This is a genomic window from Haloarcula argentinensis DSM 12282 (genome assembly GCA_000336895.1).
Classification (GTDB): Archaea; Halobacteriota; Halobacteria; order Halobacteriales; family Haloarculaceae; genus Haloarcula; species Haloarcula argentinensis.
Window position 1 is genome coordinate 1 of record AOLX01000022.1, and the last position, 22084, is coordinate 22084.

Annotated in this window: 23 protein-coding genes; 13 read left to right on the plus strand and 10 right to left on the minus strand. The window is 64.0% G+C overall.

All coding sequences use genetic code 11. The features are described from left to right. The coding region (gene larE, locus C443_RS11895) for an ATP-dependent sacrificial sulfur transferase LarE (RefSeq protein WP_005536623.1) at positions 1–597 on the plus strand (597 nt) is incomplete at its 5' end. 222 nt (positions 598–819) lie between these two features. Continuing rightward, the gene (locus C443_RS11900; RefSeq protein WP_005536624.1) at positions 820–1092 is read left to right on the plus strand and encodes a hypothetical protein; all 273 of its coding nucleotides are present in this window, start codon (positions 820–822) and stop codon (positions 1090–1092) included. Positions 1093–1199: 107 nt separating this feature from the next. Here C443_RS11900 and C443_RS11905 read toward each other — a convergent pair whose 3' ends face one another. Together C443_RS11905 and tatC are read right to left on the minus strand one after the other, a co-directional pair. Continuing rightward, positions 1200–1829, minus strand: coding sequence for a histidine phosphatase family protein (locus tag C443_RS11905; protein WP_005536625.1), 630 nt, complete (start codon positions 1827–1829; stop codon positions 1200–1202). Position 1830: 1 nt separating this feature from the next. Then, the gene (tatC, locus tag C443_RS11910) at positions 1831–3450 is read right to left on the minus strand and encodes a twin-arginine translocase subunit TatC (RefSeq protein ID WP_005536626.1); all 1620 of its coding nucleotides are present in this window, start codon (positions 3448–3450) and stop codon (positions 1831–1833) included. A gap of 104 nt (positions 3451–3554) precedes the next feature. Here tatC and C443_RS11915 point away from each other — a divergent pair, with 104 nt between their 5' ends. The 3 genes from C443_RS11915 (at position 3555) to C443_RS11925 (ending at position 6888) form a co-directional block, all read left to right on the plus strand. After that, entirely contained in the window at positions 3555–5753 is a 2199-nt protein-coding gene (locus C443_RS11915) for a twin-arginine translocase subunit TatC (RefSeq protein WP_005536627.1), read from the plus strand. 270 nt (positions 5754–6023) lie between these two features. Then, positions 6024–6200, plus strand: a complete 177-nt coding sequence (locus C443_RS11920) for a ribbon-helix-helix domain-containing protein (protein ID WP_004516031.1) — start codon at positions 6024–6026, stop codon at positions 6198–6200. Then, the gene (locus C443_RS11925) at positions 6190–6888 is read left to right on the plus strand and encodes a queuosine precursor transporter (RefSeq protein ID WP_005536628.1); all 699 of its coding nucleotides are present in this window, start codon (positions 6190–6192) and stop codon (positions 6886–6888) included. Before C443_RS11920 ends, C443_RS11925 begins: the two co-directional genes overlap by 11 nt. 18 nt (positions 6889–6906) lie before the next feature. Here the strand turns inward: C443_RS11925 and C443_RS11930 are convergent, their stop codons facing one another. Further along, positions 6907–7698: a 23S rRNA (uridine(2552)-2'-O)-methyltransferase gene (locus tag C443_RS11930; RefSeq protein ID WP_005536630.1), complete on the minus strand. Its 792-nt coding sequence runs from the start codon at positions 7696–7698 to the stop codon at positions 6907–6909. 301 nt (positions 7699–7999) lie between these two features. Here C443_RS11930 and nirK point away from each other — a divergent pair, with 301 nt between their 5' ends. The 4 genes from nirK to C443_RS11955 all read left to right on the plus strand — a co-directional run bounded on the left by nirK (position 8000) and on the right by C443_RS11955 (position 11536). Beyond that, complete coding sequence (nirK, locus tag C443_RS11940; RefSeq protein WP_005536634.1) at positions 8000–9085, plus strand: copper-containing nitrite reductase; 1086 nt, start codon at positions 8000–8002, stop codon at positions 9083–9085. A gap of 156 nt (positions 9086–9241) precedes the next feature. Next, positions 9242–9985, plus strand: a complete 744-nt coding sequence (locus C443_RS11945) for a DNA polymerase sliding clamp (protein ID WP_004516027.1) — start codon at positions 9242–9244, stop codon at positions 9983–9985. A 6-nt stretch (positions 9986–9991) separates the two neighbouring features. Then, positions 9992–10888 (plus strand): alpha/beta fold hydrolase, encoded by an 897-nt coding sequence (locus C443_RS11950; RefSeq protein ID WP_005536637.1) that lies wholly within the window; start codon positions 9992–9994, stop codon positions 10886–10888. Between the two features lie 36 nt (positions 10889–10924). Continuing rightward, positions 10925–11536 carry a DUF7139 domain-containing protein gene (locus C443_RS11955; RefSeq protein ID WP_005536638.1) on the plus strand — a complete coding sequence of 204 codons (612 nt, stop codon included), beginning with the start codon at positions 10925–10927 and terminating at the stop codon, positions 11534–11536. A 3-nt stretch (positions 11537–11539) separates the two neighbouring features. On the opposite strand, the gene C443_RS11960 is transcribed toward C443_RS11955, so the two are convergent. After that, complete coding sequence (locus C443_RS11960) at positions 11540–12484, minus strand: DUF4382 domain-containing protein (protein ID WP_005536639.1); 945 nt, start codon at positions 12482–12484, stop codon at positions 11540–11542. A gap of 192 nt (positions 12485–12676) precedes the next feature. Between C443_RS11960 and hjc the strand changes: the two genes are divergently transcribed. Next, positions 12677–13195, plus strand: a complete 519-nt coding sequence (gene hjc / locus C443_RS11965; protein ID WP_005536640.1) for a Holliday junction resolvase Hjc — start codon at positions 12677–12679, stop codon at positions 13193–13195. Positions 13196–13213: 18 nt separating this feature from the next. On the opposite strand, the gene C443_RS11970 is transcribed toward hjc, so the two are convergent. Continuing rightward, positions 13214–13861 carry an SWIM zinc finger family protein gene (locus C443_RS11970; RefSeq protein WP_005536641.1) on the minus strand — a complete coding sequence of 216 codons (648 nt, stop codon included), beginning with the start codon at positions 13859–13861 and terminating at the stop codon, positions 13214–13216. 129 nt (positions 13862–13990) lie between these two features. On the opposite strand from C443_RS11970, the gene C443_RS11975 reads away from it, so the two are divergent. Continuing rightward, complete coding sequence (locus tag C443_RS11975) at positions 13991–14200, plus strand: DUF7472 family protein (protein ID WP_004590143.1); 210 nt, start codon at positions 13991–13993, stop codon at positions 14198–14200. Here C443_RS11975 and priL read toward each other — a convergent pair. Next, complete coding sequence (gene priL / locus C443_RS11980; RefSeq protein WP_005536643.1) at positions 14197–15273, minus strand: DNA primase regulatory subunit PriL; 1077 nt, start codon at positions 15271–15273, stop codon at positions 14197–14199. The two genes, C443_RS11975 and priL, sit on opposite strands and share 4 nt — an antisense overlap. A 281-nt stretch (positions 15274–15554) precedes the next feature. Between priL and C443_RS21725 the strand changes: the two genes are divergently transcribed. Both C443_RS21725 and C443_RS11985 read left to right on the plus strand, forming a co-directional pair. Next, complete coding sequence (locus C443_RS21725; protein WP_167321080.1) at positions 15555–15707, plus strand: hypothetical protein; 153 nt, start codon at positions 15555–15557, stop codon at positions 15705–15707. A 170-nt stretch (positions 15708–15877) separates the two neighbouring features. After that, positions 15878–17401, plus strand: coding sequence for an MATE family efflux transporter (locus tag C443_RS11985; RefSeq protein WP_005536646.1), 1524 nt, complete (start codon positions 15878–15880; stop codon positions 17399–17401). A gap of 71 nt (positions 17402–17472) precedes the next feature. Here the strand turns inward: C443_RS11985 and C443_RS11990 are convergent, their stop codons facing one another. The 4 genes from C443_RS11990 to C443_RS12005 form a co-directional block, all read right to left on the minus strand. Then, a complete protein-coding gene (locus tag C443_RS11990) occupies positions 17473–17928 on the minus strand; it encodes an acyltransferase (protein WP_005536648.1) in 456 nt (151 codons plus the stop codon). A gap of 348 nt (positions 17929–18276) precedes the next feature. Continuing rightward, positions 18277–19554: an adenosylhomocysteinase gene (locus tag C443_RS11995; RefSeq protein WP_005536650.1), complete on the minus strand. Its 1278-nt coding sequence runs from the start codon at positions 19552–19554 to the stop codon at positions 18277–18279. Between the two features lie 44 nt (positions 19555–19598). Beyond that, entirely contained in the window at positions 19599–20582 is a 984-nt protein-coding gene (locus C443_RS12000) for a hypothetical protein (protein WP_005536651.1), read from the minus strand. A 138-nt stretch (positions 20583–20720) separates the two neighbouring features. After that, the gene (locus C443_RS12005; protein ID WP_005536653.1) at positions 20721–22019 is read right to left on the minus strand and encodes an amidohydrolase; all 1299 of its coding nucleotides are present in this window, start codon (positions 22017–22019) and stop codon (positions 20721–20723) included. Positions 22020–22084: the final 65 nt, after the last annotated feature.

A 22084-nucleotide genomic window follows, 5' to 3' on the forward strand; every position in this document is an offset into this window, starting at 1 on the left:
GCCAGCCCGCTCAGAGATGTGTATAAGAGACAGATGTACGACCGCGCCCGCGAACTCGGAATCGACGTAGTGTGTGATGGGACGAACGCCTCCGACGTGGGCGAGGGCCACCGCCCCGGCCTGCGCGCCGTCGAGGAACTGGACGCTTACTCGCCGCTGCTGGAACACAACATCGAGAAATCCGAGGTCCGGGAAATCGCCCGCGAGTACGACCTCTCGGTCGCCGACAAGCCCTCGATGGCGTGTCTTTCCTCGCGGATTCCGACCGGCCTCGAAGTGACCGAAGAACGCCTCTCCCGCGTCGAGAAGGCCGAGCGCCTCCTGCGGACGTGGGGCTTCGAGCAGTTCCGCGTGCGCGACCACGACGGCCTCGCCCGGATTGAGGTCGGCGAGGAAGAACTCGAAACCGCGCTCGATCCCGACTTCGTCCGTACTGCCCGCGACCACATTGAGGACTGTGGCTTCGATCACGTTACCCTCGACCTCCACGGGTACGAAACCGGCAGTGTGAGCCCAGAAACGGAGGAGTCAGCCGAAGAAGAGGCAGAGGACGTGGTCAGCAACGTTTTCGACGCCGACTATCCGTCCGTCGATTGACGACGTACCCCTTCTCAAACCAGTGCGTCACGTCAGCCATCGCTTCTACGTTGGGCGATCAGACACGCAAAGTAGCGCTTTCGTCGTCATGGAAAGTATGAGATAAAGTACAAGTGTAGCGGGACAGTCGGGACAAATATAGACCACAGTGGACCGCGGTCGGGCTGAGTTCAGTGATATGCGCGGCCAGCCTCGAAACACGGCAGGAATACCACGTTATATATGCTCGTTGACCTATTTCTTGATTCGGCGCTTCTCGTACTCGGCATCTTCTCGTTGGTTGCCATTCCGGTAGTTTTCGCGCAATCGATCGAAAACACGGACGCTGAGTCCAGGTTAGAACGTGTCGCACCGTTGCTTCTCAGCCTCTCGTACGTACTCTCGAAGCTCGTTCCGGGTCGGTTCGTTACGGTATCCCCGGGCGTGGAGAGCGCTGTCGGGACGCTAACACTTGTACTCCTTGTCATCGGTGTCTATTTCATGTTCATCAGATAGCCAGCACCACAGTGCGGCGACCACCCGCAGTCGCTCGTACGTCAGGGATCACCGGCGAGAGTACAGGGCGATTTCTAGGTCGTATCGCATCAAGCAACAGTACGCACTCAGTCCAGCAGCGTCCGCCAGCCGGTCATCTCCTCGCTGACCAGTGCAGGACCGTCCTCGTCCAGTCGGATTTCGTTGACCGCGCAGTTCGGCTGTGAACTCTTCGCCAGCGCCGCGTCCGGGTCGCTGTCGGTGAGTTTCGCCAGCAGGACCTTGATGACGCCGCCGTGGGTGACCACAAGCGTCGTTTCGTCGGCGTCGGTGGTCGCAATCGCCCGGTCCCACCCGGATTCGACCCGCCCGCGGAAGGCCGGGATGCTTTCGCCGCCCTCCGGGGCCGCATCGAGCGAGATGACGCTCGCGTCCCGGTCGTGGTCAGGGAACTCCCCGAACAGTTCCTCGGCGTACAGGCCCTGTACGATGCCGAACCCGCGCTCGCGCCAGTCGGTGTCGAACTCGGGGTTGGGTAACCCACCGTAGCCGTCGTTGGCTGCGGCGGCCGTCTCGCGGGTCCGCCGGAGATCCGAGGCGAAGACGCGGTCGACGCCGTAGCGCTCGTCGAGCCATGTTCCGAGCGCTGTGGCCTGCTTCTGTCCCTGTTCGGTCAGCCGACTCGGGGCCCATCCCTGGATGCGCCCGTCGCGGTTCCACGTCGTCTCACCGTGTCGGGCGACAAGTAGGGTTCCCATCTTATTCACCCCGGTTTCGCCAGCGTGCGACGGCGATAGTCCCCTCGTAGAGGAGGACGAGGCCGCCAGCGACGGCGATTGCGGCATTTCTCGGGAGGCTGAACTGGTTCACGAGGCGGAACAGCGTCGGGTCGGGGCTGCCGAGGTAGCCGACGACGATTGCGACGGCCCACACCGGCAGGCGGGCGGCCCGGAACCCGCGCCAGAGTTTGACCGAGCCGTAGTAGTTCTTGTTCACGTACGCCAGCGCCTCGAACAAGGCGATCATCCCGCCGCCGACGAGCATCGGCGTGGCGGTCCCGAGGCCGACGGCCGCCAGCGTCTCAGTGACTGTGGCTGGCAATTGCTCGTAATAGCCTGTCGGGACCGGTGCGGGGCTGAGGACGTAGCCGGCAATACCGGCGGTCAGCCACGCGACCGGACGGCGCGCGGCGAGGTCGTCCGCCGTCGGGACTGGCGACGTGCTGCCGGTCCAGCGAAGGAGCAACAGGGTGCCCTCGAATAGGCCGATCATCGTCACGGCGACCATGAGCGGGGCCATCCCGGTCGGGTCCGGGCTGAACAGGAACGCCACGGCAGCAAAGCCACCCCAGAAGTACAGTCGCCGGTCCTGCAGCCACTGGCGGGTCGTCACGCCCATCATCACTGCGAGCATCACGAACAGCGGGATCTGGAAGATGAGCGCGAACAGCCCGAGCATCAGAATGATGAGGTTGAACGTCTCGCTCAGGCCGAACGCGAGGTCGGCTGCGCGGTCGGAGTAGGTAATGAAGTAATCGAACATCGCCCGCAGCACGGCGAAGTACGCGAAGCTGACGCCGACAGCTGCGAGCACGAGGCTCGTCGGAACCGCGGCCAGGTAGTAGCGTCGCTCGCGGGGGTACAGCCCCGGTCGCATGAACAGGTACGTCTCGTAGACGAACACCGGCAAGGCGGCGATAAAGCCGACCAGCGAGGACACTTTCAGCCGTGCCAGAATGAGCGCGAGCGGGTTGTACACGTTCGGACAGTCAGCGCCATCGACGACGCTGCCGTCGGCGTTCGTCGCGACCCGGCCGCAGGCCTCGGCCGGCCCGTCGAGGAACGAGTACCACAAGAAGTTGATGAGCTCGTCGGAGTACGGCAAGGCGATGACGGCAACCACGGCCATTACGCCGACGACGACGAACAGCCGCATCGCCATCTCCTCGACGTGGTCGGCCAGGGGCATCTCCTCGTCGTCGGGTGCGCCCTCGTCGACGATGTCGTCATCCGGGTCGTAGGTGGGTGCGTTCCCGCCGCCGGTCGTCGGTGCAGCACCACCGGCACCGGCCGGTGACGGCGTCGACTTGCCCCAGTCGGTCGGAACGTCCGCCGGCACAGCGGCGGCAACGTCTGACGCGTCGCGGTCGAACAGCCCGTCGCTGGCTTCGCCTTCAGTCGGCGCGGCGTGTGAGCCGATAGTACTCTCGTTGCCGCCGGCCGGTGCGGGTCCGGGACCCGTCACGTCGTCCGCCTCCCGATTGGCATCGGCTTCGGCCACGGGGTCGGTCGGGAGTGACGAATCGTCGGATTCGGTATCGGACGGTAGTGGCGGCTCATCGGGCCCGCGCCGCTCGTCGTCTGCGTCACCGTCCTCCATCTGTCCCGGGCTTAGACGGTGGGTGTTGTAAACTTTCTTTTCGAGCAGTGGCTGTCACCGGGATGAATAAATTGATAACGCCCACTGGGCTAGGCACAGAGAAGATGGCGAGTGCTATCGACGAGGACACCGTCCAGACGGTCCAGAGTGGACGCGCCACGCTCGGCGCGATGCTCCGCTCAGCGCAGGTGCACCTCCAGAAGGTGTTCATCGTCTTCGTCATCGGGATGATCGGCACGATTATGGGACTGCAGTACGGCGTCTGGGACACGCTGCGTGCCGATCTCCTGTACTCGCAGATGGACCTCACCACACAGGAGGCCACGAGCATCGTCGCGGTCACGCCGTTCGACGTCATCCTCCTGCAGGTGAAAATCGGGGCCGTCATCGGGATTCTCATGTCGCTGCCGCTGCTGATCTACTTCGGCCGCGACGGACTCCGACAGCGCGGCTGGTGGCCGGCCGAGCACATCCCGACCTGGAAGGGCGCGCTGTTCGTCAGCATAAGCCTGGGCCTGTTTTTCGGCGGTGTCGCCTACGCCTACGAACTGTTCTTCCCGCTGATGTTCAACTTCCTCGCCGGGGACGCATTCAAGGCCGGCTTCACGCCGCAGTACTCCATCGTCAAGTGGTTCCAGTTCGTCTTCCTGCTGGCCGTCTCCTTCGGACTCGCCGCCCAGTTGCCGCTCGTGATGACGGTGCTTTCCTACACCGAAATCGTCCCCTACGAGACGTTCCGGGACAAGTGGCGCTACGCGGTGATGGGGATTTTCGCCTTCGGTGCGCTGTTCTCGCCGCCGGACCCCTTTACGCAGATCATGTGGGCCGCGCCGCTGTGTGGCCTCTACGGGATCAGTCTCGCGCTGGCGAAGCTTGCGATGCTGATCAGGCGCTCTGGTGACCTCGTCAGTACCAGTACCGTCGCCCGTGGGCACTGGAACACGATTCTCGGCGGTGCAGTGCTGAGCGGCGGTGTGGTGTACTACGTCCTGGCGACGCCGGCATTTCAGTACATCCAGCAGTTCGCCGAAGTATTCCCGTCCGACCGGCTCACTGGCGACATTCAGCCGCCGGCACTGTTCGGGCTCCCCGTCGAAAGTACGGCACTGCTCATTGCTGCCGTCTTCGGCGTCATCGGTGCTGTTGCTGTTCTGTACTACCACGTTCTGACCGCACTGTCCGAGAAGGCCGGCCCCGGTCAGGTCGGCGACCCGACGGCAATCGATATCGGCGAACTCAACGCTTCAGCCGTCGAGGTCGCGCCCCCCGAAGTGTTCGAGGAGATGACCGAGGACGAGGCGCTTGCCCACGCCGACCGCGCTCTTGCGGACGACAACAAGAAGAAAGCACAGGCCGTCCTCGACCGCTGGGACATGGCCCACGAGGACGACCCGGAGGGCGAGGGTGACGCCGCAGAAGGAGTGGACGGGACCGCCGAAGCGGACGAGGAAGACGCAGGCGTGTTCACCTCGACGACCGCCGGCATGGTCGACGCCTTCACCGAGGACGAGACCACTGAAGACGAGATCGGCGGCTACTACTACGACATCCAGTTCATCCTCAGTGCGCTGGCGTCCCGGGCGTTCGTGATTCTGGGCATCTTCGGCGCGGTGCTCGCCGCCGCGTTCCTGTTCCTCTATCAGGGCGGTATCGGGTCGATACAGCGGACGTTCGTCAGCCGGCTTCCGCCGGAGATGGCCGCCGACGTGAGCATCGTCACGCTCCACCCTGTGGAGCACCTCGTGTTCATCGTCAAGTTCTCGACGATACTCGGAGCCGTCTCCATCATCCCCGTGGTGCTGTACTTCGCATGGCCGGCGATGCGCGAGCGCGGCCTCGTCATCGGGAACCGCAACATCCTCGGCGTCTGGGGCGGGACGCTGTTCGCCGCACTCATCGGCGGAAGCCTGCTCGGATTCCTCTACGTGGCCCCGATGACCATCTCCTGGATCGCCTACGACCAGCTGAACTCGAACATGGTCATCGCCTACCGAGTAAGCAAGTTCGGCTGGCTCGTGTTCTTCCTCACCATCGGGATCGGCCTGCTGGCGGAGATTCCGGTGACGATGTTCCTGTTCCACAAGGGCGGAATCATCCCGTTCCGCCTGATGTACGAGCGCTGGCGGGAGGTCGTCATCGCCATCGTGGCGCTATCGGCGATTCTCTCACCAAGCGGTATCTTCACCATGTTTATCGTCGGCATTCCGACGGCGTTTTCGTACATGCTCGGTCTCGGCATCCTCTGGGTGTACACGCTCGGCGGCCGGCGGACGACGAACCGGCGCAGCGAACCGGCCGACTGATAGCTGTTCGCGGAGACAAGTCGGGGAGTGTTATTCGACGATGATCGCGCCACCGTCCCGGTCGCGGAACGCGCAGTGATACTCATAACAACCAGAAACCCCGATAGCAGTCCCGCAAGATGCTCCTCTACTGGCCGAAATCTGGGATTTTCCTCCATCCGGCCTGTCGTGAGTGCAGTACTCTCGTGATGCCCGGAGACCGCCTGCGAGCCGATACGTCCGGTCGGCAAACCGCAGTGGCTAAGCATATGCTCGATATATTCCCCAGATATGCCCAAGATAAGCGTCGAAGTCCCGGCCGAACTGCTGAACGACATCGACAAGCACGTCGGCGAGGACGGGAAGTTCGTCAACCGAAGCGAGGCCATCCGCGCCTCAGTACGAAAGACGCTTGACATGCTCGACGACATCGATGAACGGCAGGGACGACTCGACGATGAGCAGTGAGCGGTCGGAGTCGGTGCGCGTCGGCCTCGTCGCGCTGTTCGTGACGGCGCTGGTCACCTCGCAAGTGACCGCTTCGAAGCTGCTCGCGTTCTCGCTGCCGTTTTCCCTTCCGCTTGCTGGGTCGATGCTCGTCCTGCCCGGGGCCGCGCTGGCCTACGCGCTGACGTTCTTCGCCTCCGACTGCTACGCAGAGCTGTACGGCCGTCGGGCCGCAACGGTCGTCGTCAACGTTGGCTTCGTCATGAACTTCATTCTGCTGGCGCTGATCTGGAGCACGATTCTCGCCCCCGGACTTCCGCAGGCAGATCAGCCGGTTGACCTTGCGGCTTTCCAGAACGTGCTCGGGGCCAGCACGGCCATCGTCGTCGCCAGCCTGTCGGCCTACGTCGTGAGCCAGAACTGGGACGTGTTCATCTTCCACTGGCTCAGGGACCGAACGGACGGTGAGAAGCTCTGGCTCCGAAATATCGGCTCGACAGCCACCAGCCAGCTCATCGATACGATCATTTTCGTCGGCGTCGGCTTCGTCCTGTTTCAGGGCGTCCCGCCGGCCGAGGCGCTGGTGCTCATCGTGGGACAGTACCTGCTGAAACTCGCTATCGCCGTCGTGGATACGCCCTTTGTTTACGCCGTCGTCGGCTTCGCCCGGCGAAACGACGTCGTTACGTCCCCGGCGAGCGCCGACTGAAAAACGACTGCGAGCGGCTTATTCGACCGGTTCGGCGAACGCGTACCGCGGTTTCACGTCGTCGATTCGGACCTCGACGGTCTGGCCATCTTCGACGCCGCTGACGAACACGGTGAAGTTCTCGACCTTTGCGATGCCGTCCCCCTCCTCGCCGATGTCCTCGATAGTGACTTCGACGATGTCACCCTCGCGGACCGGCCCAGTCAGGCGGTGTTTCGCCACCAAATATAGCTCCGAGGAGGAGTCACGGGAGGCGTCGGGACGGACCTCGCGGACGTACTCGAACTCCGGTTCGATGTCGGCGATGAGGTCGTCGAGGTCCTGCCCGTCGAACACCTTCGCACAGAAGTCCCCGCCGGCATCGAGCAGGTCCGTGGCCACTTCGAAGGCTTGCCGGACCAGATGAACCGACCGGGCGTGATCGAGATCGTACTGGCCAGTCATGTTCGGGGCCATGTCGGAGATCACAACGTCGACCGGACCCCCACTGCCGTCGCTCTCACCGACGATTTCGCGGATCTCGTCTTTCGTGCCGTCCTCAGTCATGTCGCCACGGACGTACTCAACGGTCGGCTCGGGATCTTCTAGGTCATCGATTGTCTGGCGGTCGACACCGACGAGCGTGCCGCGTTCGCCGATGCGCTCGGCCGTGACCTGCATCCAGCCGCCGGGTGCCGCGCCGAGGTCGACGACGGTCCGTCCCTCGCCGAGGAGGCCGGCCGTGTCGTCCAGCTGCTGGAGCTTGTAGGCCGACCGCGCGCGATACCCCTCCTGCTTCGCTCTGTTGTAGTAGTCGTCTTTGCCCGACATAGTTACCTCACACCGCGTCTGTCTCGAACGCCCAAGGGCGGCGAAATCGCAGTCATAATGAGAGGAAGGCGGTCAGCGCTGAAATGGATGCCGACTCGGAGTTTCCGGTCGAGCTGCTGCACGACAGTCACCGGTCGGTTGTTCCGATGGATATCGACAGTTTCCGGGACTACATTACCACCGGCCCGAACATGATCAGTGTCGTTCTTACCGCACAAGAACGCGTCTCAGCGGCTGAGATTCGCCGGCCCCATATATACAGGTCACGCGCTGAGTCCCATCTGTAGGAAGTGACCTCCCAATGTCAACCATTCCGACGGCGACGCGGAGGCGGGTGTTAGAAGCCCTGGGCGTCGGCACGGCCGCACTTGCGGGCTGTGCCAGCGCACCGGGCGCAAAAGAGCAAGCGACCGAAGCGGAGACGACCCCACAGGAGCCAGCTATGAACGGCGCACAACAGACTGACATCGACCGTATCGCCGCGGACCCGACCGCAATCCCGGACCCCATCGACCGGTCGGAGCCAAAGACTGTATCGGTCGAGATGACCACCAAAGAGCAGGTCGCAGAGGTCGAGCCGGGCGTCACCTACACATACATGACGTTTGGCGACCAGATCCCCGGCCCGATGATCCGGGTTCGCCGGGGCGACACCGTCGAACTCACCATCACGAACGAGGAGGGGAACTCGATGCCCCACAACATCGACCTCCACGCCGTCCGCGGCCCCGGGGGCGGGGCTGAGGCGTCGATGGTCACGCCGGGCCAGACCAAGACGTTCCGCTTCAAGGCCACCTACCCCGGCGCGTTCATCTACCACTGCGCCGTCCCGAACCTCGATATGCACATCTCCTCGGGGATGTTCGGGATGATACTCGTCGAACCGAAGGAGGGGCTCCCCGAAGTGGACCACGAGTTCTACTTCGGCCAGCACGAACTGTACACTACCGGCGACACCGGCGAGAAGGGGCACCACGACTTCGACATGGAGGCGATGGCGGCCGAAGAGCCGACGTACGTCCTGGTGAACGGCGAAAAGTACGCCATCACCCCGGACCGACACGGTTCGCCGAGCATGTCGGTCGGCGACACCGCTCGCGTGTACTTCGTGACCGGCGGGCCGAGCCTCGACTCCAGTTTCCACCCCATCGGCTCCGTCTGGGACGAGGTCTGGCAGCAGGGTGCTATCGCCGGACCGCCGAACAAGTACGTCCAGACCACGCCGGTCAAGCCGGGGTCCTGTGCCATCGCGACCCTCCACGCCGAGGTGCCCGGTCCCATCAAGCTGGTCGATCACGCACTCTCGCGAGTCGCGCGCAAGGGCATGATGGCCGTCATCAACCGCGAAGGGGCGGCAAACCCCGACGTGTTCGAACCGGAGGCCTGACCGCGTCGCCGGAGTAACGCTGTGCACTGCCGCTTCGTGTTCTGATCGGTCACTCGATAGAGTCCGCTCACGAGCGCTGCCCCGTCCGCGGTCGCTCGCGCGCACGCGGTTTCAATGAGGGACTTTTTAATGGATGGGGGCATAGTCCGGTTCAAGATGTTCAACGCCATCGTGAGCGCAGACACGCTCCAGGCGACTCTCGACTCTGTGAGCGTGCTGGTGGACGAGTGCAAGATCCACCTCGAAGAAGACGGGCTGGAAATCCGGGCAGTTGACCCGGCAAACGTTGGAATGGTCGACCTACGGCTCGACGCGGCGGCGTTCGAGTCCTACGAGACTGACGGTGGGCTCATCGGCGTCAATCTCTCCCGCCTCGAAGACATCGCCGGCATGGCCGACGCTGGCCAGCTCGTCCACCTCGATCTCGACGAGGAGACGCGGAAACTCCACATCTCTATCGACGGCCTCGAATACACCCTCGCGCTGATCGACCCCGATTCGATCCGTCAGGAGCCCGACCTCCCGGATCTGGACCTCTCGGCGAATATCGTTATCGAGGGGAAAGACATCGACCGGTCGGTCACCGCCGCGGACATGGTCAGCGACCACATCGCGCTGGGCGTCGACGCCACCGAGGAGCTGTTCTACGTCGACGCCGAGGGCGACACAGACGATGTCCACCTCGAACTCACCCGCGACGACCTCATCGACCTCACCCCCGGGGACGCCCACTCGCTGTTCTCGCTGGATTACCTGAAGAACATGAACAAGGCCATCCCGAAAGACGCCGAAGTCGAGATGGAACTCGGCGAGGAGTTCCCCGTCAAGATGCACTTCAGCTTCGCTGAAGGCCAGGGCCGGGTCACGTACATGCTCGCGCCGCGCATCCAGAGCGAATAACGACAGATGCCGTCCGCGCCGCCGGTTCCGGCCACCGACTGGCTGCCAGACGACTCCGAGACGGAGACGCTCTCGCTCCCAGACGGTCGACGGCTGGCGTACGCCACCTACGGCGACGCCGACGGCTATCCGGTTTTCTTCTGTCACGGTACCCCCGGATCACACGTCATCGCACGGCTGCTCGCCACACCGGCCCGCGAACGCGGCGTCAATCTCATCGCACCGGATCGACCGGGCATCGGAAACTCGGAAGATGCTTCCGTCACGCTCGAAGATTGGCCGGAGGACGCCGCGCACCTTCTGTCCCATCTCGACATCGACGCAGCCGGTACCGTTGGCTTCTCCGGCGGCGGCCCGTTCGCGCTGGCCTGTCACCGACTGCCGGAGGTAGAGCGAATCGCACTGCTGGGCGGCAGCGGCCCGCCGTCAGTCGGCGCAACAGGGCGCGTCCAGCAGTTCGTCGGGGCACTCTCCCGGCACACTCCGTGGGCGCTCGGGCGACTTTTCCGGCTGCAGCGGTGGTTCGCTGTCCGCAAGGACCCGTCCTACGCTGTCGGGTTCGTTGCCGAGGAGACACCGGAGACTGACGATCTGGCAGCCAGCGAGGTGGCGCGAATCGTCCGCGCCGATATGCTCACGTCGATGGCACGCGGCCCGAGCGAGATCATCCGCGAGCAGCGACTGCTCTCAGAGCCGTGGCCGTTTGCCCTCGAAGACATTTCGGTGCCGGTTAGCGTGTTCCAGGGGCAAAACGACGCCAACGTTGCCCCATCGACAGGGAACGCCCTTGCCAAGCGGCTCCCAGACGCCTCGCTCGAACTCGTCGATAGCGACCACCTAGGTACGTTGACAGCTGCTGGCGGCGACGCGCTGACCGCCGTACAGCGTCGCACGCGCGTCTGACGTAGCGTTTTGTGGGTCGGGTGCCAACGGGCCGGTATGGAGAACCTCGGGGACGCGTACAGCGACCGGCGGTGGGAGGGCCGTGACCCCCGCCGCGTCGTTGCCGGCGCGACCCTGGGTGGTGTCGGCGCGCTGACGGTGGTCGTCGCGATACTGCTGGTGACGACGCCGCTGTCGGCCGTCGTCGGCGCAACTGAACCCCACGCGGCCGAGAAACTCGGCGGGACGCTGGGCGGCCTCGGCATCCCTGCGATGTTCCTGAGCGTCGTCGCCGTCCTCCCGTCGAGCCGCCGGGAACAGGGCGGTGTCGGCGTCGGCGCGTTCCTCTGTCTGGTCGGTGTTGGGCTGTTTCAAACGGCGTATCCCTACAACTGGACCGTCGGTGCGCAGACGCTGGCGTTCGAGACGACGATGGCGTACTTCATCGGGACCTGCGTGGCGTTCTGGTTCGTCTTCACTGCCATGGCGAGCTTCCGACGACGGAACAACCCTCAGGGCACGGTGAAACTCGAGATTTCACACAAAGGCGAAACCAAGACCGTCGAAGTGTCTCCGAAAGAATACAAGCGCTACACGCAGGCGGTTCGTGGCGACGGCGGCACGACCGACGAGGTCATTCAGGAACTGGAGTCACGAATCGAAGACTAATCACTACTCGGCAGTCGTCGTTTCGTTGCCGCTCCGGTCCGAGTCCGTCATCGAGTCGCGGTCCGTCTCCCCGATTTCTGTCGTCTCGACTTCGGTCTCTTCGTCGTCGTCGCTCTCGTTGCTGTCCTCCTCCGCATCGTCAGTCTCGTCTCCCCCACCGTCGCTGCCGACCTCCTCTACAGCAACGTCCTTGCCAGCGACTCCGCTTTCCGAGATGACCGGCAGGAGGTTGTAGCCGCCGTTGCCCTTCTTGACGACGTTGATATCGAAGACGAAGTCGACCGATTCACCAGCAACGACTTCGAACGGCTTGGTCAGCTGGAGCTTCTCGCTCGGGATCTTCACGTCGACCGACTCGCCGTCGACGACCCCATCAATGGATTCGGCGTACAGTTCGATCTTGCTGTATCGGCCCGCTTCGAGTTCGCCGTCGAGGACGCCGATGGCCTTGTCCCCGACGACTTCGGTGAGATCGACGGTCGCGCCGTCGAGTTCGCGGACGACGAAGCCGTTGTTGTCGTCGCCCTCCTCGTCTTCCGTCTCATCTTCGTCGGCTTCGTCCTCCGTCTGGTCTACGTCGTCCATCTCCGCCGTCTCGGTCGGTTCAGCCGTTGCAGTCTCGTTCGTCTCGGTTGCCTCGGCCGTCTCCGTGGCTTCGGTCTCACTTTCTGTATCCTCCCCGCCCGCATGGAAGATGCGAGCGCTGGAGAACGACACGTCGAGTGAGTCGAAGTCACCGATAGCCGCGGGCTGGTCGCTGATCAGTAGCCGGAACGTCCCGACGGTTCCGCCGTCATTCGTCATCGTGTCCGCATCGGTGGAGCCGCCGTCACTGGTTTCGCCGCCGCTGGTTCCGTCAGATTCGCCGGAATCGCTCGACCCGGAACAGCCGGCGAGGAGACCGACACTGACGCCAGCGCCTGTCGCGATGAACCGTCGCCGTCTCATTGGCGTTGCCCCGTACTGCGGGTCGCCGTCGATACTGTCTTGGCTGGTACGTACGTACTCATTCCATGACGTGGGATGGCACTGGCGCGTATATGCCCCGCGATAGGTCAAATCGATGTGCGCCTGTTTGAACGGAATGAACGGTCTGGCTGTATCTGAACGGTTTTACCCCCGTCGCTCCACGTCCTGCTAATGGCAAACTCGAACGCGAAGGGCGACCGCCGCGAGCGCGAACTGGTCAACGCACTCGACGAGGCGGGCTTTGCGGTGATGCGCGCGCCAGCGAGCGGCAGCGCGACCGAGCGGGAACTGCCGGACGTGCTCTCGGGCGATAGCGAGACGTTCTACGCCATCGAGGCGAAATCCAGCGCCGGTGACCCGATCTATCTCACCGGTGAGGAGGTCGAGGCGCTGCTGTTTTTCGCCCGGAACTTCGGCGCGAAACCGCGTATCGGCGTCCGGTTCGACCGCGAAGACTGGTACTTCTTCCACCCGGCGGACCTCCACACGACCGACGGCGGTAACTACCGCGTCAAGAAGGAGACGGCCCTTTCCGACGGGACTGACTTCGATGAGTTCGTGGGTAACTCCGAGAAGGTCACACTGGATGAAGTGGGCGACGACGGCCCCGACCAGAGCGTGCTGGACGTGCTGTCGGCCTTCGAGCGCGGCGACCTCGACAAGGAGGAAGCCGCGGCGATGCTGGAATAGCGGTTCGCAGGCGCTCGATTACTGGTTCTTACTGTCGACGAGTTCGGCGTCCTCGACACGACGGAGTCGCGACAGGGGAAAGGCGTATTCTCGCGGCTCGGTCGCGCTGACAGCATCCGAGAGATACGTCGCCAGCACCACGAGGTCATTCGCCGGGTAACCGTCGTTGGTGTCGTAGTCGGCAACCGTCTCGTCGGTCGCCTCGATGGTCCAGTCGTCGGCCGGCGTGTCGGTGATCCCTGTGACGACGAGTCTGTCGCCCGTCTCGCGATCACGCACGATGTCGCCGCTCTCCAGTCGGCAGTGCCCACAGAGGTGTGGCGTCCGTGCGTCCGCGGCGACGAAGGTGACGGTCCCACAGGCGTCACAGGTCGCCCGATCCTTGCCCGGTGGTGCGATCCGCTTGGCAGTGATTTCGATGGCGACGCGCCGGAGGTGTTTGCAGTGCTCGCCGCGGATGCGGTTGTCGGGACAGGAGCAGGCGTGCTGCCCGATATCGACGAGATACGTGCTGTCGCTCTCCGTCGTCACGGTGTACGTGCTGTCCGCTCGTGGGCGAACGGCCATGCGCTCGGTCCAGGCGCGGGCGGCCCGGTCCGGGAGGGAACGGAGGTCCGGTGCAAGTGCGGTACTCTGCCGGTCGGCTGTTGGCTCGATGAGCGTCATAGGTGTGGACGCGGCTGTATTTTCCAATGCGTCCAGTCGAAACGTAGGTGCTACACGGTCCTAAATGGCTCGGCCAGTGGGCTCCAGCGCTTCGATACCCTTTTTGCCGGCCCTGTGAAATCGCAGAGCATGGATATCGAGCGGGAGACGCTCCTGCAAATCGTCATCTCGGCGGTCGCCGTCGTGCTGTTCGTCGGCGCAACTGTTACGGCCTCACAGATGTATCTGAGTGGGTCAACCGTAGAGGCAACGGGCGGCTATGCACTCATCGGCGCAATCGGGCTGTTCGTCGTCTTCATGACCGCTGCCGGCCTCTGGCTCGAACGCCAGCAGTTCTAAGCGTCGGCCTCTTCGTCGCCCTCGTCTTCGCGCCAGTCGACCAGTTCCTCCTCGTCGGTGTCGTCTAACTTCTGCTCGTAGTAGCCCATCGGGTGAGAAATCGCCTCACAGAGGTCGTCCATGTTGACACAGTCACCGTAGGACTGCATGGTCGAACACGCCGGCGTCGAGTATTCCGTCGGGCTGGTATCCCCGCGGATGTGGTCGACCTGATAGCGGGTCGCTTCCTCGCCGAAACCGGGGTTGACCTGGAACAGGTCGACAATTTCGTCCGTCGTCATTCCGATGCCGACGAGGAAGGTCGCAATAGCAAACCGGGAGTGGTGTTCGAGGTGTTCGCCCTTCTGCACCTGATCGAGGAGCGACTTCATGCAGGGCGGAAACAGTTCCGGGACGACGGTGTCGATCTCGCGGGTGAGTTCCAGTTCCGAGAGCACTTCCTCTAGACGGTCGACCTCCTCCGTCAGTTCGTCGGCGATAGCGTCGGGGACGGTGAACGGCAGGCCGTCGGTGACTCGGTGACGGATCGCCTGCTTCAACAGGACGTTCAGTTCCTCGGCAGTGACCCTGACCTCGCCGTCGGCCAGTGGCCGATTGACCAGCCGCCAAGAATCGCCCCGCTGATCGGCCGCCAGGTCGAGATACGCGCCGACCTCGACGCGGTACCCATCGCCGGCGTCGCTGACAGCGCTGGCGAGGTCGAACTCCGCGAGCAGTTCCGTGCGGTCCAGCGTCTCGCGCTGCGTCGATTTCAGTTCCGTCGTCGTTTCGAACTCCTCGGTGAACCGGTCGTAGGCCGCCTCGGCCTCCGCCTGCGCGTACTTCCGGGTGCAGATGTGGACGTCGACGAGCGACACCAGCACGCGGGCGACCGGGTACGAAAGCAGTTCGACGCGGGTCCGCCGGTGTGGCTCCCCGACAGTCCCGTCCGTGATTGCCGACTCGACTCGCTCCAGCGCGCGCGCCGTGACCGTCTCGTCCGTGGCGACGATTTCGCCCAAGTCCACCGCCGCGGCTTCGACGGCCTCCCGCGACCGCGCCAGAAAGGGGTAGCGTGCGTGGAGCGGTTCCATTGCAACCACCTTTCGGATGGGAGCGAATAAAATTGCCGTCACCGAGACGATCGGTGTCGGATTCCCGACAACGAGGGCGGCCAGACTGTGGGGCTATACATATAGAGGTGGCCCGGCGGCGAGTGAATACAGCTAGTAGACAGACGGATGCCCGTCACTCGCTATTGGTGAAGTGTGGTAAGGACGCGCGGGTCGGCGACGGCACCAGGTCCGGTCGGGCAACTGGACCAGTGCAGTCATTCGCGACGAGGGAACTGCCAAACGACACACGGAACACACCGATGACGCACGAGCACGACACCGATTCACAAGAGGGCATCAGAGCGACGTTCGAAGAGTACGATGTTGGCGTGGATACGGTCGCCCACATCGGCGACCCGGAGAACCCGTCTGCGTGGATTCAGTCGACAGTTTTCGTCGACGTAAACGAGTAGGACTAATCAACGGTCGGTCGGCGACACCAACGAAGCAAGCGGTTCTGCGTCTGTGTGAAGCGGTTACCCTGCCCGCTACGGGCATGTGATTTTCTGTCAAAGCTACGACAACATTTACACCACGGAGAGCGACCGTGTCGGTATGGTCCCCGTGTGGAGGTGTTTGCGCGATGAGTGACGCCGCCGCCCAGTCCGAACGGTTCACCGAGGGCGCGCTGCTGTGGCCACTCCTGACGCTTGCCGCGCCGCTCGTCACAACCCAGCTCCTGCAGACGGTGTACAACCTCACAGACACGTTCTGGGTCCTCCGGCTGGGTAACGACGCGATGGCCGCGCTGTCGTACTCCTGGCCCGTCGTCTTTCTGCTCATCAGTGTCGGCGGCGGCATGACCGCAGCGGGGACCATCCTCGTCTCGCAGAACACTGGCGCAGAGAACGAGGGGCGCGTGAACTTCGTTGCCGGTCAGACGCTTGGCTTCGTGACCCTGCTGTCGGTCGTCCTCTCGATAGCCGGTTTCCTGCTGACACCGACGCTCCTCTCACTGCTGGGCAGCCAGCCCGGGACCGAGGTACACGTGATGGCAGTGTCGTACACCCGCATCGTCTTCCTCGGCCTGTGGTTCATGTTCGGCTTCTTCGTCTTCCAGGCACTGCTCCGGGGCTGGGGCGATACGAAGACGCCGATGTACCTGATGACCGGCAGCGTCGCTCTCAATGTCGTCATCGACCCGGTGTTCATCCTCGGGTTCACCGACAACCCTCTGTTCGGCTGGCTCGGCCTGGAATCACTGGCTGCGTGGCTCTACGCTCACACTGGCTTCGAGGGGATGGGCGTCGCCGGGGCGGCGGTCGCGACGGTTGGTTCCCGCGGTCTCGCCGCACTGGCGGGCTTCTGGCTCCTGTTCAGCGGCCGGGTCGGCATCACGCCATCGCTATCGGCGCTGCGACCACAGCTGGCACCCGTGCGGAAAATCGTCCGTATCGGCGCACCGGTCAGCGTCGAGCGGAGCACGCAGGCCCTGTCGGTGACGCTGATGACCGTACTGGTCGCGCTGGTCGGCGACAACGCCGTCGCCGCCTACGGCGTCGGGAGCCGGTTCACCACCATCGTCTGGCTTCCGATGGTCGGCATGGCAATGGCCGTCGAAACCGTCGTCGGGCAGAACCTCGGCGCGGGATGCCGTGACCGTGCCAAGCGGGTCGTCTATCACGCAAGCGCGATCCTCGTCGGGGCGTTCCTGGTCGTCAGCGTCGTCGCGACGCTGTATGCCCGCCCCATCGTCGGCCTGTTTGTCGGCACGAGCAGCGGTCCCGTCGCCGACCACGTGGTGACGTTCATTCACATCGTCGCACCCACCTACGCCGTGATGGGCGTCTTCCACATGATGAACGGCGCGTTCCACGGCGCTGGCGCGACCCGGCTCTCCATGGTTCTGGGGCTGACGACACTGTGGGGCTTCCGCGCCGCGCTGGCAGGCGTCCTCATCACTGTCGCCGGCCTCGGTGCGGTCGGCGCATGGTACGGCATCGCCGCCTCGAACGCCGTCTCGACGCTAGCTGCGACCATCTGCTTCCTGCACGGCGGCTGGCTGGGCGACTCACTGGCGACCGACGAGGAAGAACCGGTCGCAGCCGAAGCCGACGCAGCATCGGACACCGAATCAGCGGCCGAAGACGAGGGGACAGCGGTGTAACGCCCGCTCGTTCAATCGGTCGCGGTGGACACCCCGTTGTCGGGAAGTATCGACCGGTGTTTTGTGCCGACTCAGAGGGAATGCTGTACCGTTTCCGTGGCGCTCCGGACCACAGTCTCAGACGGAACATCTTCGGTTACAGTGGTTCCGGCCCCGACGACGGCGTTTTCGCCGACCGTGACGCCCGGGAGGACCACCGCGCCAGCGCCGACGAAAGCCCCGTTCTCGATGACTATCTCGTCGAACGTGTCGTTCTGGAACTCCATGCCGGCGTCGGTGAGGTCGTGCGTTACGCCGACAATAGAGGCATTGGGCCCGATCTGGACGGACTCGCCGACCGTTGCGTTCTCGACGTAGACGTTTGCGTTGATATCAGTCGGCCCGTGGATGGTCGCCTTCTTGATCGAGGTGCCCTCGTAAATCTGGACGCCGTCGTCTATCTCGGCATCGTGGATCGTCACGTATTCTCGAATCTCGACGGTTCCCAGCGTCGCATTCTCAATCTTCGCGGTCTCGTGAACAGCCATACTCGCACATCAGCGCCGATGGTAATTATCGTGGTGTCGAAAGCTGGTGTTTGCGCCCCGACTCAGGAAACCCACCCGCTCGGTTGTTCCGTGTCAATTCCGTCGGTCGCCGCTCGCAGTTTGGCGACCGCTCGCTACGCTCGGGGGCCACCCTACGTCTCACGGCTTCGCCGTTCGACCTGTTAGTCGTTCTCGCTCCGCTCGAATCACTCTATGTCCGCCACGGGTCGCTTCGCTCCCCGTTCCGGTTCGATATCCTCGCTCCGCTCAGAATCTCGCTACTGCTCGCGGTTCCCTTCGGTCACCGCTGCGCGTCTGGCGGGCCGCTTCCTGCGGTCGCGCCCCGCCCTACGTCCCGTGCTGCCAGGAATCCATGTACTCGGCCTGCGTCTCGGTCAGCGAATCGAATTCGACGCCCTCGGCGTCGAGTTTGATCTCCGCGACCTCCTTGTCGAGTCGGTCCGGAACAGCGTGGACACCGGCCTCGTAGTCGTCGCCATTCTCGACCAGTTCGCGGACGCAGACGGCCTGCACGCCGAAGCTCTGGTCCATCACCTCGACGGGGTGGCCCAGTGCGATTGGCGTCGCGAGGTTGACCAGACGGCCCTCGGCCAGCACGTTCAGGCGGCGCCCGTCGGCCATCTCGTAGGTCTGGACGCCGTCGCGGGCCTCGTAGGTGTCGGCGGCGAGGTCCGACAGTGCGTCGAGGTCGACCTCCACGTCGAAGTGGCCGGCGTTGGCGAGCAGGACGCCGTCCTGCATCGCCTCGAAATGCTCCTCGACGATGACGTCGCGGTTGCCGGTCGTCGTGATGAACACGTCGCCCTCGGCGGCAGCCTCGGCCATCGGCTTGACCTCGTAGCCCTCCATGTGCGCTTCGAGCGCGCGGCGGGGCTCGACTTCGGTGACGATCACGTCGGCGTTCTGGCCGCTGGCTTTCTTCGCGACACCTTTGCCGCAGTCACCGTACCCGGAGACGACAACGGTCTTGCCGGCCCACGAGAGGTTCGTCGTCATCGCAATCGAGGCCAGCGAGGATTCGCCGGTGCCGTGGACGTTGTCGAACAGGCGCTTCATCGGCGTGTCGTTGACCGCGAACACGGGGTAGTCGAGTTCGCCGTCATCGTCCATTGCGCGCAGTCGGTGGACGCCGGTCGTCGTCTCCTCCGCCCCACCGATGATAGTGTCGATGAGTTCCGGATAGTCCTCGTGGATGGCGGCGACGAGGTCCATCCCGTCGTCAACGGTGATGGTCGGCTTGTGGCCGATGACAGCCTCGATAGCCTCGTAGTACTCCTCGTCGTCGACGCCGCGCTCGGCGTAAGAGGTGATGCCGTCGACGGCATCAAGTGCGGCGCTCACGTCGTCGTGCGTCGAGAGTGGGTTACAGCCGGTGATGGCGACTTCCGCGCCACCGATAGCGAGGATTTCCGCGAGGACAGCGGTCTTGGCTTCGACGTGCATCGCCATGCCGATGCGTTCACCGGCGAAGGGCTGCTCGGCCTCGAACTCCTCGCGGAGCGCGCCGCAGATGGGCATGTGCTGGATGGCCCAGTCCATCTTTCGGCGGCCGGAGTCGCGAGCCTCGTCGAGGTCGTCGAGTCGCTCCGAAATAGGCGTCGTCATGCCACAACAGAGGAAGAGAGTTCCTAAAACGCTACCGAAGCCGCTCAGTTACCGCGGTCGTCCGGCGGGCCGGCGTCGTCCGGACGGCCGCGGTCGCCGTCGTCATCGTCGTCGCTATCGTTGTCGTCGTCAGCATCGTCGTCCTCATCTTGCTCTTCGGTCTCGTCTTCTTCTACCGCATCTTCCGTCTCGTCTTCCGGTTCCTCGGTTTCGTTCTCGTCGTCTTCAGTCTCGTTCTCCACGTCGTCGTCATCGCGGTCCTCGGGCGGCCCAGCGTCTTCGGGCGGACCACGACGGTCGTCGTCCGTCTCGTTTTCGTCGTCAGTTTCGTTCTCCGCGTCATCACTGTCCGGACCGCGGTCTTCGGGCGGGCCACGACGGTCGTTCTCGGTCTCGCTCTCGTCGTCACCGAAGATGTCCGCCGGCGGACCCTGTCGTTCGCTGGGGTGGGTTTCGTTGTCGTCGGACTCGTTTTCACCGGTGACGTGTGCGGGCGGACCGGCATGGTCCGGCGCGTTGCCGGGGTTGTTCGCGGTCACGAAGCTGGCGACGGTCGGGCCGATACCGCCGGTCCGGTTCTCGTCGCTCAGCAGGTCGCTCACGTAGGCCGACACTTCGAGTCCGAAGGTGTCGAACTCGGTCATGTTGGTGGCGTTCGTCGGCGCGACAGTCAGGTTCGCCGTCGTCGTCGCGGTGTGATTGTCAGCCGTCGCCGTCACGTCGACCGTCACGTTCTGCTCGGGGGCGGGCAGTCCAACCGTCCCATTGCTGTCGGTGGTGTAGTTGCCGGTCCCAGCGTAGGAGGTATTGTCAGCCGTCTCCACGGCAACTGAGGCGTTCCCGACGCCAGTCTCGTTCTGTGTGACCGATACCGTCGCGCTGCCGTCGTCAGCCTGTGAGACACCGACTGCGAGGGTATTCCCCGCGTCAGTGTTGCCGGCCGAGTCCGCAGCGGCCGCCAGACCCGGACCGACGGCCAACAGGATCAGTCCGACAGCGGCGTACAGTGCAAAGAGTTTGGTGCGCATCGTAGCCGATACCTTCTCCGAGAGAGCGATAAACACCCCCTCCCGTTCATCCCGTTCAGGTCGTTTGCATGTTCAAAAATACCGGCTGAAACACATTTATACCGTTTAAAACTTCCTCTCAGCGTTTATTCCGTCTGTTCAGTCGCCGGCTCGTTCGACCAGCGCGGCCGCGTGATCGCTGGCTCGTTCGCGGACGGCCTGCTCGTCGAACACCTCGACAGTGCGGTCCCGCATGAGTACCTCGCCGTCACAGACCGTATGGCGCACGTCGCTCCCGTGGACGGCGTAGGCCAGGTGCGAGACGAGGTCGTGGGCCGGCGTCAGGTGTGGGGCGTCGAGGTCGATGACAGCCAGATCAGCGTTCGCGCCGGTTTCGATGCGGCCACTGTCGAAGCCAAGCAGGGCCGCGCCGTTTGCGGTCGCCATTTCGACGACAGTGCTGGCGTCGACCGCGCTGGCGTCATCAGCCGCGAGCTTGCCGATCATTGCCGCGTCGCGCATCTCGTCGAACATGTCGAGGTCGTTGTTCGAGGCCGCGCCGTCGGTGCCGATACCCACGGTAACGCCAGCGTCCAGCAGGTCCTGTACCGGGGCCATCCCGCTGGCGAGTTTCATGTTCGAGGCCGGGCAGTGAGCGACGCCGGTGCCAGTCTCAGCCAGCAGGTCGATTTCGCTGTCGTCGACGTGGACGCCGTGGGCCACGTACGTGTCGCCGTCGAGCAGGCCGATATCGTCGGCGTAGGCGAGCGGGCGCTGTCCGTGTTCGTCGACGATAGGCGTCACCTCGTCGCGAGTCTCGTTGGCGTGCAAGTGGATCGATAGGTCGTCGTCGAGGGCCTTCGGGACGAACTCACTGAGGTACTCCTCGCCGACGGTCGTGAGCGAGTGCGGCTGGAACGTCGTCCGAACTCGGCCATCAGCCGCACCGTCGAGTTTCCGAGCTACGTCGAGACTCTCCCGAAGGTCAGACCGCGCGGCCTCGTCGTCCTTGCCGACAGTGACCGCGGTGAAACCCAGGACTGCTCGCATCCCGGCCTGATCGACTGTATCTGCGATTTCCTCGACCTCGAAGTACATGTCCGACAGCGCTGTGGTTCCCGACCGGATCATCTCGACTAGCCCGAGTTCTGCCCCGGCGCGGATGTCTTCAGCAGTCAGTTCCGCCTCGACAGGCCAGACGTCTTCCTGTAGCCAGGCGTCGAGGGGCTTGTCGTCCGCAAGGCCACGCAGCAGCGTCATCGCGACGTGGGTGTGGGCGTTGACCAGACCGGGGATGACCAGGCCGTCGCTGGCGTCGAGTTCGTCGTCGCCGTCCAGTGTGCCCGGTTGGTCAACGGCCACGATGTCGCCGCTGTCCTGTGAAACCAGTACGTCCGCACGCTCAATGGTCATGTCCGGCCGGAGGACCTGCCCGCCGGTAACGAGAAGTTCGCTCATGGCGGTGGCTTCGCAACCGCGGACCTTAGTTCGCCGGGTCCACGCCGCCATTGTGTGGCGTGTTG